The sequence below is a fragment of the Streptomyces sp. S186 genome, from assembly GCF_051603415.1.
GTDB lineage: Bacteria > Actinomycetota > Actinomycetes > Streptomycetales > Streptomycetaceae > Streptomyces.
In genome coordinates, this window is the sequence record NZ_CP193932.1 from 1,165,204 (window position 1) to 1,177,015 (window position 11,812).

Below are 11,812 nucleotides of genomic sequence, written 5' to 3' on the forward strand. Positions count from 1 at the left end.
CTCGGTGTTCCCTTTCCAGAGGCCCGGCGACATCGTCGGCGGAGGCTTGTACACGGCGGCGCGTCAGCCGCCGGCCGTCACCTCTGCGCGGAGACGTCGACATGCAGTCGGGTGCCCGGATAGATGAGGTTCGGGTCCTCGCCGATAACCTGGCGGTTCTGCCGGTAGATTTCCCGCCAGGATTTTCCGTGGACGACGGCGATTCCGCTCAGGGTGTCCCCCGCATTGACCACCACCACACCGCCGGAAATCCTGAGCGGTGCCTTCTTGTAGGGCCGCGCCTGGTGGTGGGACTGCACCTGCGGCCGGTGGTGCCGGCCGTGCGTGTGCTCGGGGACGGCCTTCGGCCGGGCCGGGAGAATGTGTGCGCCGCCGCCGTGCGAGGCGCCGTGCAGCCCCAGCGAGGCCGAGCAGGCGGGCCAGGCGCCCCAGCCCTGGCGGGACAGCACCCGTTCGGCGACCCGGATCTGCTGCTCCCGCGTGGCCCGGGAGGCGCGGCCCGCGTAGGCCCCGCCGCCGTAGGAACGCCAGGTCGAGTGGCCGAACTGCAGCCCTCCGGAGAAGCCGTTGCCGGTGTCGATCCGCCAGTTGCCGCCGCTTTCGCACTGGGCCAGGCGGTCCCAGGTGCCGCTGTTGACGGCTTCGGCGGGCTCCTCGGAGACCGCGCCCAGCGCGCCGGCGGCCAGCAGGACGGCGGCCGCGGTGACGCCGCGGGCCCCCCGGCCGCGCAGTGCCTCACCGCGTGCGGCCCGGTCCGCCGGTTCGCGGTTTTCCGCCGCCCGGCACACCTGGGATTCCGGCGATTCCTGCGTTTCCGGCACCTGCTGAGTTTTCATGTGCGTGCTCCCGTCGCTTGTGCTGTGCGTACTGAGGTGTCGCTCGCGCCGAATACCGGAGATACCGGCATTTCGGTGAGCGCGCAGAGATGTCAGCGATTTCGGCGAGTTCTGGGATTCTGGGGTTATTGGTTCGTCGGGTGTTTTTCTCCGGGCCGTCGAATTCGACGAGGAAGAGACAACCACGGGCCGCGTCGACACCGGCAGAGCGCGCGGTAGCGCCTCCGCCGGGCGGTCTGCCCCCTCACCGTCGGCGGGCGGACGAAATCCTCCGCATGGCGCACGGACCCGGCGGGTAGGGGCGCACCCCTCGTGCCCGGGGCCCCGGACCGAGCCGCAACCGCTCGCACGTTCGACTCCGGGGGGTTACGCCCTGTGCATCCGCCCGCCTCGGTGCATACGCGCGGCGGGGGCCGCACACACCGCGCACGGCCGTCGGGGCGGTGCAACCACCGGGGTTTTACCTGAACTTGGCAGGCCGTGGCGGGGGCGCCGGCCCGCGGCGCGGCGCGAACCGGCCCGGCGCACCGGCCCCGTCCCGGGCGACCCGCTCCGTACGCCCCCGTCCGTGCCCGCATGCCCCGCGTCCCCACGCGTCACCGCGCCGCCCGTGCGCCCCTCCACCCCGCCGACCCGCCGCCCGCGGGGCCCGGGAAGCACCGCGCCAACGGGGTGGCACGTGCGCGGGGCAAGCGCACTGGCGACGGCCGGGCGCCCGGCGGATCAAGGTCCGGGGCTGCCCGACGGACCAGGAGCAGACGCGCCCTAGCCGTCGGCAGGGTCCAGGAAGTGCCGGAGCAGCTCCCGGAATTCGGCCTCGAAGGCGTCGTAGCGGGAGCGGAGCAGGGCGCCCGGCCAGCCGTCCGGCAGCAGCGGCTCGGGCAGCAGCGGGTCGGTCAGGAGGTGGCGGAGGACCGCCGCGGCGACGGTGAAGCGGTCGGCGGGGGTGGCGGCGCGGTCCAGCGCGGCCAGCAGTTCCCGGGCGTGCGCCGCCCAGCCGTCCAGGTCCCACAGGCCACGGGCGAGCGCGACCGGGTCGCCGTCGGGGGCGCCGGTGAACCATGTGCACTGCGCGGTGGCCACCGCCGGGCGGGGCCGGTCGAGGTTGGCGGGGCGCAGCCAGCTGCCCTCGCGCAGCTCGGCCAGCCGCAGCGCGGCCATCGCCTGGCGCAGCGCGGCGCGTTCGGCGGGCGGCCGGCCGCCGTCCGCGGTGACCACGGCGATCTCCCAGGCGCCGTGCCACGGGCGGGTCCGCGGTGCGCGGCTCTCGTCCTGCCGGGCCTGCCGGGCCAGCAGCCGGGCGGTCAGCGCATAGCCGCCCGCGCTCTGCCGGAGGTCGCCGGCCGCGACCATCCGGGAGAGCGCGACCCGGACGGTGCCCTCGGCGATGCCGAAGAGCTCGCCGACCCGCACCAGGACGCGCACCGGCAGCCGGGGCGGGTGATGGCCGAGGAGGGTGCTCAGCACCACGGAGCGGGCGGTCAGCGGCCGGAGGGCGGGCGGGGCGTCGTTCATGGGTGCGGAAAGTCTACGGCCCGGCACGGCCTTACGCTCTTCCTTCGCCCGTTGAGAATCTGTAACGTCGAGAGGTATGACCGTCACCCATGAGGTAACCAATCAGGCCCCGCCGCTGACGGATTTCAGCGCCGCGGACGAGCCCGCGCTGCTGGCGGCGCTGCGCCGGGAGGGCGGCGCGTGGGGCGAGCCGGAGGTGCTCGCGCTCGGCGCGCTGGCCGGTTCGGCGGAGGTGCAGGACCAGGCGCGCTGGGCGGAGCAGCAGCCGCCCCGGCTGCACACCCACGACCGCTACGGGCACCGGGTGGACGAGGTGGAGTTCCATCCGGCCTGGCACCAGCTGATGACCACCGCGGTCGAACACGGTCTGCACGCCACTCCGTGGACCGACGGGCGCCCGGGGGCGCATCTGGTGCGCGCCGCCAAGTTCTACGTCTGGTCGCAGGCCGAGCCCGGCCACGGCTGCCCCATCTCGATGACCTACGCGGCGGTGCCCGCGCTGCGCGCCGCCCCGGAACTCGCCGCCCGGTACGAGCCGTTGCTCGCCGCCCGCAGCTACGACTTCGGGCTGCGCGCCCCGCTCACCAAGCGCGGCCTGATCGCGGGCATGTCGATGACGGAGAAGCAGGGCGGCTCCGACGTCCGGGCCAACACCACCCGGGCCGTGCCGGCCGGGGACGGCAGTTGCCGTCTCACCGGCCACAAGTGGTTCACCTCGGCCCCGATGAGCGATGTCTTCCTCGCGCTGGCGCAGACCGCCGAGGGGCTGAGCTGCTTCCTGGTGCCGCGGGTGCTGCCGGACGGCACCCGCAACGGCATGCGGCTGATGCGGCTGAAGGACAAGCTCGGCAACCGCTCCAACGCCTCGTCCGAGATCGAGTACGAGGACGCCGTCGCCTGGCCGGTCGGTGAGCCGGGCCGCGGGGTGCGGACCATCGTCGAGATGGTGAACATGACCCGGCTGGACTGTGTGCTGGGGTCGGCGGCCGGGATGCGCGCGGGGCTGCGGCAGGCGCTGCACCACACCGCCCACCGGCGGGCGTTCGGACGGGAGCTGGACCGGCAGCCGCTGATGCGCTCGGTCCTGGCCGATCTGGCCGTCGAGTCGGAGGCGGCCACCATGCTGGGGATGCGGCTGGCGGCCGCGGTGGACCGCTCGCAGGCCGGCGACGCCGGGGAGGCGGCGCTGCGGCGGCTGGCGCTGGCGGCCGGGAAGTACTGGGTGTGCAAGCGGGGCAGCACCCATGCGGCGGAGGCCCTGGAGTGCCTGGGCGGCAACGGCTACGTGGAGGAGTCGGGGATGCCGCGGCTGTACCGCGAGGCGCCGCTGCTGTCGATCTGGGAGGGCTCGGGCAATGTCGCGGCGCTGGATGTGCTGCGTGCCCTGTCCCGCGCGCCGGAGGCGCTGGACGCGTACTTCGCCGAGGTCGAGGCCGCGGCCGGTGCCGACCGGCGGCTGGACGCGGCGGTGGCCGGGCTGCGCAAGCTGCTCGGCGGGCTCGGCGACCCCGAACGGGCCCAGCTGATGGCCCGTTCGCTGGCGGAGCGGCTGGCGCTGGTGCTCCAGGGGTCGCTGCTGGTGCGGCACAGCACCCCGGCGGTCGCCGACGCGTTCTGCGCCTCCCGGCTGGACGGCGAGTGGGGCCACGCCTTCGGCACCCTGCCGCCCGGTGCCGACCTCGCCGCGGTCCTCGGGCGCGCCCGGACCGGCGGGGACACCGCCTGATGACGGGCGCGGCGGACGCCGCCGTGCGGGTCGAGCGGGCCGGGCCGGTGACGACGGTGGTGCTGTCCCGGCCCGCCGTCCGGAACGCGGTGGACGGCCCGACGGCCCGTCAACTGGCGGGCGCCTTCCGCGCGTTCGACGCCGACGACGACGCGCGGGTGGCGGTGCTGTGGGGCGCGGGCGGCACGTTCTGCGCCGGGGCCGATCTCAAGGCCGTCGGCACCGCCCGCGGCAACCGCGTCGCGCCGGACGGCGACGGTCCGATGGGCCCGACCCGGATGCGGCTCGGCAAACCGGTGATCGCGGCGGTCGCCGGGCACGCGGTGGCCGGCGGCCTGGAGCTGGCGCTCTGGTGCGATCTGCGGGTGGCGGAGGAGGACGCGGTCCTCGGGGTGTTCTGCCGGCGGTGGGGCGTCCCGTTGATCGACGGCGGCACGGTGCGGCTGCCCCGGCTGATCGGTACGGGCCGGGCGATGGACCTCGTCCTGACCGGGCGCCCGGTGCCGGCCGCGGAGGCCCTGGAGATGGGGCTGGTGAACCGCGTGGTCCCCACCGGCACGGCCCGCGCCGCGGCGGAGCGGCTGGCCGCGGAGCTGGCCCGCCTCCCGCAGGCGTGCCTGCGCAGCGACCGGGCCGCCCTGCTGGACCAGGAGGGCCGGGACGAGGAGACCGCCCTGACCAACGAACTCCGCTACGGACAGGCGGTGTTGGCGGAGGCGCTGACGGGCGCGGCACGGTTCGCGGCGGGTGCCGGCCGGCACGGGGCGGCCGACGACACCCGGTGACGTGCTGTGACGCCGTCACCGGGGGGCGTCACAGCACGGAATGCGGGTCACCGGGGCCCCGCCTAAGGTGTTCGCATGGCCGAGCGGCCCCCCGACCCCTCCGCGGAGGGTTACGACCCCCGTGCCGACCGGGACACGCCCCGGGTCGAGGAGGCGGTACCCGGGGTGTCCCACCACGAGCCGATCGGGCTGCGGCAACGGCTGTCGCTCAACCGCATGGGCACCTTCGACTGGGACCTGGACAGCGGCCGCATGGACCTCGACCCCGGCGCCATGGAGGTCTTCGACCTGCGGCCCGGGGAGTACGACGGCGCGCCGATGTCGCTGATCTCCCGGGTACCGCCGGAGGAGGGCCTGCGGCTGGACGCGGCGCTCTCCCAGGCCCTGCAGGACGGCAACTCCGCCTACGGCGCGTACTTCCGGGTCCAGTGCCGCGACGGGACCCGGCGCTGGACCCACTCCCAGGGCCGGATCCTGCACGACGCGCAGGGCGTGGCATACCGGATCATCGGCATCGTCCGGGAGGCCACCAGCGAACTGGCCGACTCCGCGCTGCTGCGCTCCCTCCAGCAGGAGCGGCAGCGGCAGACGGTGATGGTGCAGCAGACCACCGCGGCGCTGGCCCGCGCGCTGTCGGTGAAGGACGTGACGCGGGTGCTGACCGGCGCCGGCGGCGCCCGGCGGTTCGGCGCGGACGCCCTGGTGCTGGGCCTGGTCGAGAACGACCGGTTCGAGGTGATCGCCGCCGCGGGGCTGGACGGCGAGGTGCCCGCCGACATGACACACTCGCGCCTGGACGACACCCTCCCGCTGTCCGAAGCGGTGCGCTCCCGGCGGCCCAGCTTCCTGAGCACCCGCGGCGAGCTGATCGCCCGCTTTCCGCGGCTGCGCCCGTACGTCGAGGTGCTGCCGACCGGCAGCGCCGCCTTCCTGCCTCTGATCGCGCAGGACACCGTCCTCGGGGCGCTGGGGCTGTTCAACCACGAGCCGGCGGTGCAGTCGCCGGAGGCCCGGAACCTGGCGCTGGCGCTGGCCGGTGTGGTGGCGCAGTCCCTGCAGCGGGCCACCCTCTTCGACCAGGAGCGGGAGTTCGCGACCGGGTTGCAGGCGGCGATGCTGCCGCGCCGGCTGCCGCCCATCGCGGGCGGCGAGGTCACCGTCCGCTACCACCCGGCCAGCGTCGGCCGGGACGTCGGCGGCGACTGGTATGACGTGATCGCGCTGCCGCAGGGCCGCACCGGGCTGGTGGTCGGCGACGTCCAGGGGCACGACACGCATGCCGCGGCGGTGATGGGCCAGCTGCGGATCGCGCTGCGCGCCTACGCCAGCGAGGGCCACACCCCGGAGACGGTGCTGGTGCGGGCCTCCCGCTTCCTGGCGGAGCTGGAGACCGAGCGGTTCGCGACCTGCACCTACGTCCAGGCCGACCTGGAGTCCGGGGCGCTGCACCTGGCCCGGGCCGGGCACCTGGGCCCGCTGATCTGCAACGCCGCCCGGCACATCGACTGGCCGGAGATCAGCGGCGGGCTGCCACTGGGCCTGGCCACCGCCTTCGGGCAGGACCACTTCCCGGAGACCCAGCTGTTCCTGGAGCCCGGTTCGACGCTGCTGCTGTGCACCGACGGGCTGGTGGAGCAGCCCGGCCAGGACATCACCGCCGGCATCGACGCGCTCTCGGCCGCGGTCCGCGCCGGTCCCGCGGCACTGGACGCGCTGGCCGACCGGCTCTCCGACCATCTGTGGGCCGAGCCGGGCTCCGACGACGACATGGCGCTCCTGCTGCTGCACCGCAGCGCGATCCCCGGGGAGGCGGCGACGCCGCGGATGCGGCTGCACGTCCACCAGGCCGACCCGGCGGGCACCGCAGAGGTCCGCTCGGCGCTGCGCCGCACGCTGGACCAGTGGCGGGCGGGCGAGGTCGCCCACGACGTGGAGGTGGCCGCCTCGGAGCTGATCGCCAACGCCCTCACCCACACCGAGAGCGGCGCCCTGGTCTCGGTGGAGCTGCTGCCCGGCAGCCCGCGCCGGATCCGGCTGGAGGTCGAGGACCGGTCCAGTCAGTGGCCGCGGCTCCGCCGCCCCGGCGAGACGGCGACCTCCGGGCGGGGGCTGCTGCTGGTGGCGGCGCTGGCGGACCGGTGGGGCGCGGAGCCGCGAGGCTCGGGCAAGGCACTGTGGTGCGAGTTCGTCCTGCCGGACGCGCCGAACGGAGGCGGATGAGGCGGATCCTGAACTCCCTCATCCGGCAAGGAAGATGGGCTGTCGAAACCCGCCCGGACCCTCACCCCTCCTCCGGTCCGTACCACACCGTCGTCATGTTGCAGAACTCGCGCATGCCGTGGCCGGACAGCTCCCGGCCGTAGCCGGAGCGCTTGGCGCCGCCGAACGGCAGGCCGGGGTGGGAGGCGGTCATGCCGTTGAAGTACACCCCGCCGGCCTGGAGGTCCCGGGCCAGGCGCCGCTGTTCGTCGGCGTCCCGGGTCCAGGCGTTGGAACTCAGGCCGAACGGCGTGTCGTTGGCGAGCGCGACCGCCTCGTCCAGGTCGGCGACGCGGTAGAGCGTGGCGACCGGGCCGAACGCCTCCTCGCGGTGGATCCGCATGCTCGGGGTGACGCCGGTGAGCACGGTCGGCTCGTAGTACCACCCGGCGTGGCGGTCGGGCGGGCGGCGGCCGCCGCACCGCGCCCGGGCGCCCTGGTGGACCGCGTCGTCGACCAGTTCCTCCAGGTCGGAGCGGCCCTGCTCGCTGGAGAGCGGTCCGACGTCGGTGGCCTCGTCCATCGGGTCGCCGACGGTCAGTGCGGCCATGCCCTCGGTGAACCGTTCGGCGAAGGCGTCGTAGACGTCGTTGTGGACGATGAACCGCTTGGCGGCGATGCAGGACTGGCCGTTGTTCTGGACGCGGGCGGTGACGGCGACCCGGGCGGCCTTGTCGAGGTCGGCGGAGGGGAGGACGACATAGGGGTCGCTGCCGCCGAGTTCGAGGACGGTCTTCTTGACCTCGTCGCCGGCGATGGCGGCGACCGAGCGTCCCGCGGGTTCGCTGCCGGTGAGGGTGGCGGCGGCGATCCGCGGGTCGCGCAGGACGTCCTCGACGGCGCCGGAGCCGATCAGCAGGGTCAGGAAGCAGCCGTCGGGGTAGCCGGCGCGGCGGAACAGCTCCTCCAGATAGAGCGCGGTCTGCGGGACGTTGGAGGCGTGTTTGAGCAGCCCGGTGTTGCCGGCCATGAGGGCCGGGGCGGCGAACCGCACCACCTGCCAGAGCGGGAAGTTCCACGGCATCACCGCGAGGATGGTGCCGATCGGGCGGTAGCGCACCACCGCGCGGACCGCGCCGGAGTCGTGAACGTCGGCGGGGTCGGGCCGTTCGTCGGCGAGCTGCGCCTCGGCGTGGTCGGCGTACCAGCGCATCGCCTTGACGCATTTGGCGGCCTCGGCGCGGGCCTGGGCGAGGGGTTTGCCCATCTCGGTGGTGATGGTGCGGGCGATGCCGTCCTGGTCGGCCTCCAGCAGGTCGGCGGCGCGGTACAGGAGTTCGGCGCGGCGGGCGAAGGACGTGGTGCGGTGGATCTGGTAGGCCTGTTCGGCGCGGACCAGGCGGTCCTCGATCTCGCCCGCGTTGAACGCGTCGAAGGTCTTGAGGGTCTCGCCGGTGGCCGGGTTGACCGTGGCGATGGCCATGTGCGGCACCTCCTTGGCGAAGTGGTCGGGGCGCTGCGGTGCGTCCTACGAGCACGGCGCCGGCGTCCGGCTGAGCGGGCGGGGGGCCGGGGACGGCTCCGGGACCGGATCGGGCCCGGGCGGGCGCGGCACCGGTGAGGGCTCCGGGGGGATCGGCTCGGGCGGCGCCGGCGGTTCGGGCGGCCCGGGCAGCGGTTCGGGCGGGGCGGGGCCCGGTGGCGGCTCCGGGACGGGGCCGGGCGGGGGCTCCGGGACGGGCCCGGGGGGTGGGCCTCCGGGGTCCGGGGGGACCGGCGGGGGTTGCCGGTCGCAGTGGGGTGTGCGGTCACGGCGGACGAGCTCTTGCCGCTGCACGACGGGCCTCCGGTGTGAGTCGACAGGTGGCTTATCAGCCCCCGTACCCGAGTCTGGCCCGTTCATGGCCCGTGTGCACGGCGGATTCCGGGTCCGGCTTCACGGCCGCGGGTCCCGGGCGTCGTAGCGGGCGAAGGCGCGCCGGCCCAGCCCCAGCGCGGTCACGGCCAGGACGCAGGCCAGGCCGCCGCCGACCACCGCGGCGGCGGGCGAGGTCAGGTCGGCCGCGGAACCGGCGAGGAAGTCGCCGAGCCGCGGGCCGCCGGCGACCACCACGATGAAGACGCCCTGGAGGCGGCCGCGCATCTCGTCCGGGGTGGCGGCCTGGAGCATGGTGCTGCGGAACACCATCGAGACGGTGTCCGCGCAGCCCGCGGCGGCGAGGAAGAACAGGCCCAGCCACAGGTGCCGGGAGAGGCCGAAGGCGGCGACGGCCGCGCCCCAGGACGCCACCGACAGCAGGATGGCCAGGCCGTGCCGGCGGATGCCGCCGAGCCAGCCGGAGAACAGCCCGCCCAGCACGGCGCCGACCGCTGGAGCGGCGACCAGCAGGCCGACGGTCCTGGCGTCGCCGCCGAACCAGAGCGCGGCGATCGCCGGGAACAGCGCGCGGGGCTGGGCCAGCACCATCGCCGCGAGGTCGGAGAAGAACGTCATCCGCAGGTTGGGGCGGGTGGCGAGGAAGCGCAGGCCGTCCAGGACGGAGGCCCGGCGGGCCGGCCCCGCGCCCTGGTCGGGCCGCATCGCGGGCAGCCGCCACATGGCGTAGAGCGAGGCGGTGAAGGCGACCACGTCGATGAGGTAGGCCGCCTGGTAGCCCCACATGCCGACGATCACGCCGCCGAGCATCGGGCCGCCCATCAGGCCGAGGTTGGTGGTGAGGGACTGGAGGGCGTTGGCGGCCGGCAGCTGCTCGGTGGGCAGCAGCCGGGGGATCATCGACGAGCGGGCCGGGGAGTTCATCGCGAAGCAGACGGCCTGCAGCGCGACGACGCTGTAGAGCAGCCATACGTGGTGGTAGCCGGCCAGGGCCGCGGCGGCCAGCGCGACGGACAGCACGGTGGCGCCGGCGGCGCTGGCCAGGCCCAGTTTGCGGCGGTCGACGGTGTCGGCGACGGCGCCGCCGTAGAGCCCGAAGACGATCAGCGGGACCAGGGAGCACAGGCCCACCAGGCCGACGGCGAAGGTGGAGCGGGTGAGGGCGTAGACCTGGAGGGAGACCGCGAGGGCGGTCATCTGCTGGCCCATCCAGGAGACGGTGTTGCCGCACCACAGGCGGCGGTAGTCGGGCGAGGTGCGCAGCGGGGTCAGGTCGGCGAATATCCGTCCGCGCAGCGGTATTCGGGGCTTCTCGCCCGTTCCGGCCTGGTCGCCGGCCGGGGCGTCGGAGGTCGTTGTACTGGGCACGCGGCAGTAAACCACGCCGCCCGGCCACGATGGAATAGGCGCATGCCCCGAGTGCCCCTTACCGACCGCCCCGCCGCCGCGGTCCTCACCAGCACCAGCGGGTGGCGGCGGCGATCTCCGCCGGTTCGTACGCGGCGTAGTGGGCCTCCTCGGCCCGCCGGACCGCGAGCACCGCGCCGTGCAGCACCTCGCCGAGCGCCTCGCGCAGCGGCGCCGACTTCTCCAACCGGTCGGCGGCTTCGGTGAGGGTGGCGGGCAGCCTGACGATGCCGCGCCGGGCGCGCTCGCGGACGCCGAGGACACCGGGGTCGCCGGTCTGCGGGGCGGGCAGGCGGGCCGTGGTGTCGATGCCGTGCAGGCCGGCGGCGATCACCGCGCCGACCGCGAGATAGGGGTTGGCGGCGGCGTCGAAGGGCTTGACCTCGGCATGCCCGCCGTCGGGGTCGTCGGGGGCGCCGATGACCAGCCGGAGCGCGGCCTCGCGGTTCTCCACGCCCCAGCACTGGTAGATCCCGGCCCAGTGGGAGGGCTGCAGCCGCAGGTAACTGGCGGGCGAGGGGCAGCCGATGGCGAGCAGGGCGGGCAGCGCGTCCAGGACGCCGGCGAGGAACGCCACCGCGTCCGGCGCCAGGGACCAGTCGGTGTCGGCGGCCCGGTGCAGGCTCGTCCCGTCGCGGTAGAGGCCGAGGTGCAGATGGCAGCCGTTGCCGACCTCGCCGGCGACGACGGACGGGGCGAAGGAGGCGCGCAGCCCGTGCCGGGCGGAGACCGCGCGGATCGTCTCGCGGACCAGGACGACGTCGTCGGCGGCGCGCACCGGGTCGGCGGGCGCGGTGCTGACCTCGAACTGGCCGGGCGCGTACTCGGGGTGGAGCTGGAGGACCTCGACGCCCTGGACGGTGAGGGCCTCGGTGACGTCGCGGAGGTAGTCGGAGAGTGCCACGACCCGGGCCATGCCGTAGGCGGGGGCCGTGGTGGGGTAGTCGAGCTCCCCGGCGTCGGCGGGACCCTGCGGGGCGCGGGCGACCACCCACTCCGTCTCGAAGCCCATCCGCAGCTCCAGCCCCGCGGCGGCCGCCCGCTCGGCCATCCGGCGGGCGAACAGCCGCTGGCAGGCGGGGTGCGGCCGGCCCAGCTGGTCGTAGCGGTCGGCCGGCGCCCAGGCCCAACCGGGCTGCGCGGCAAGGATGGTGAGCCGGTCCAGGTCGGGGAAGAGCCGCAGATCGCCGTCGGGCCCGCCGAGGTGGTCGGAGGCGGTGATGCCGTCGGCGGAGGTGAAGACGTCGAACACCGGCGACATGCCGACGCCCCGTGCCACGGCGTCCGCCAGCCGCCGCGTCGGCACGGTCTTGACGCGGCTGATGCCCGCGTTGTCCACCCAGGTCAGCGCGACATTGCCGACCCCCTCCGCGTCGAGCCGCGCCGCCGACTGGACGGCGCTCTCACGCTGTTCCGCCCGCGCTCCCATAGTGCATCCTCACCTGGCCGTGCCGATCCCTCGGCGCCC

At 75.2% G+C, this 11,812-nt stretch carries 8 protein-coding genes; 3 read left to right on the plus strand and 5 right to left on the minus strand.

Going from position 1 to position 11,812, the window contains the following annotated elements; all coding sequences use genetic code 11:
• Positions 1 to 77: 77 nt before the first annotated feature.
• Both ACRAS8_RS05120 and ACRAS8_RS05125 read right to left on the minus strand, forming a co-directional pair.
• Positions 78 to 836, minus strand: a complete 759-nt coding sequence (locus ACRAS8_RS05120) for a transglycosylase family protein (protein ID WP_438484578.1) — start codon at positions 834 to 836, stop codon at positions 78 to 80.
• Positions 837 to 1,601: 765 nt separating this feature from the next.
• The gene (locus ACRAS8_RS05125; protein WP_438484579.1) at positions 1,602 to 2,351 is read right to left on the minus strand and encodes a PaaX family transcriptional regulator C-terminal domain-containing protein; all 750 of its coding nucleotides are present in this window, start codon (positions 2,349 to 2,351) and stop codon (positions 1,602 to 1,604) included.
• 76 nt (positions 2,352 to 2,427) lie between these two features.
• Between ACRAS8_RS05125 and ACRAS8_RS05130 the strand changes: the two genes are divergently transcribed.
• The 3 genes from ACRAS8_RS05130 (at position 2,428) to ACRAS8_RS05140 (ending at position 7,082) form a co-directional block, all read left to right on the plus strand.
• Positions 2,428 to 4,077: an acyl-CoA dehydrogenase family protein gene (locus tag ACRAS8_RS05130; protein WP_438484580.1), complete on the plus strand. Its 1,650-nt coding sequence runs from the start codon at positions 2,428 to 2,430 to the stop codon at positions 4,075 to 4,077.
• Positions 4,077 to 4,862: a crotonase/enoyl-CoA hydratase family protein gene (locus ACRAS8_RS05135; protein WP_438484581.1), complete on the plus strand. Its 786-nt coding sequence runs from the start codon at positions 4,077 to 4,079 to the stop codon at positions 4,860 to 4,862. The genes ACRAS8_RS05130 and ACRAS8_RS05135 overlap by 1 nt, the downstream gene beginning before the upstream one ends.
• 75 nt (positions 4,863 to 4,937) lie before the next feature.
• Positions 4,938 to 7,082 (plus strand): SpoIIE family protein phosphatase, encoded by a 2,145-nt coding sequence (locus tag ACRAS8_RS05140; RefSeq protein ID WP_438484582.1) that lies wholly within the window; start codon positions 4,938 to 4,940, stop codon positions 7,080 to 7,082.
• Positions 7,083 to 7,143: 61 nt separating this feature from the next.
• Here the strand turns inward: ACRAS8_RS05140 and ACRAS8_RS05145 are convergent, their stop codons facing one another.
• The 3 genes from ACRAS8_RS05145 to ACRAS8_RS05155 form a co-directional block, all read right to left on the minus strand.
• Positions 7,144 to 8,544 carry an NADP-dependent succinic semialdehyde dehydrogenase gene (locus tag ACRAS8_RS05145; RefSeq protein WP_438484583.1) on the minus strand — a complete coding sequence of 467 codons (1,401 nt, stop codon included), beginning with the start codon at positions 8,542 to 8,544 and terminating at the stop codon, positions 7,144 to 7,146.
• Positions 8,545 to 8,997: 453 nt separating this feature from the next.
• Positions 8,998 to 10,305 (minus strand): MFS transporter, encoded by a 1,308-nt coding sequence (locus tag ACRAS8_RS05150; RefSeq protein WP_438484584.1) that lies wholly within the window; start codon positions 10,303 to 10,305, stop codon positions 8,998 to 9,000.
• Between the two features lie 85 nt (positions 10,306 to 10,390).
• Positions 10,391 to 11,773 (minus strand): glutamine synthetase, encoded by a 1,383-nt coding sequence (locus ACRAS8_RS05155; RefSeq protein ID WP_438484585.1) that lies wholly within the window; start codon positions 11,771 to 11,773, stop codon positions 10,391 to 10,393.
• Between the last annotated feature and the right edge of the window lie 39 nt (positions 11,774 to 11,812).

Coding starts and splice junctions, on each gene's coding strand:
- ACRAS8_RS05130 (WP_438484580.1), top strand. CDS start 2,428: ATGACCGTCACCCATGAGGTAACCAATCAGGCCCCGCCGCTGACGGAT.
- ACRAS8_RS05140 (WP_438484582.1), top strand. CDS start 4,938: ATGGCCGAGCGGCCCCCCGACCCCTCCGCGGAGGGTTACGACCCCCGT.
- ACRAS8_RS05120 (WP_438484578.1), bottom strand. CDS start 836: ATGAAAACTCAGCAGGTGCCGGAAACGCAGGAATCGCCGGAATCCCAG.
- ACRAS8_RS05145 (WP_438484583.1), bottom strand. CDS start 8,544: ATGGCCATCGCCACGGTCAACCCGGCCACCGGCGAGACCCTCAAGACC.
- ACRAS8_RS05155 (WP_438484585.1), bottom strand. CDS start 11,773: ATGGGAGCGCGGGCGGAACAGCGTGAGAGCGCCGTCCAGTCGGCGGCG.
- ACRAS8_RS05135 (WP_438484581.1), top strand. CDS start 4,077: ATGACGGGCGCGGCGGACGCCGCCGTGCGGGTCGAGCGGGCCGGGCCG.
- ACRAS8_RS05125 (WP_438484579.1), bottom strand. CDS start 2,351: ATGAACGACGCCCCGCCCGCCCTCCGGCCGCTGACCGCCCGCTCCGTG.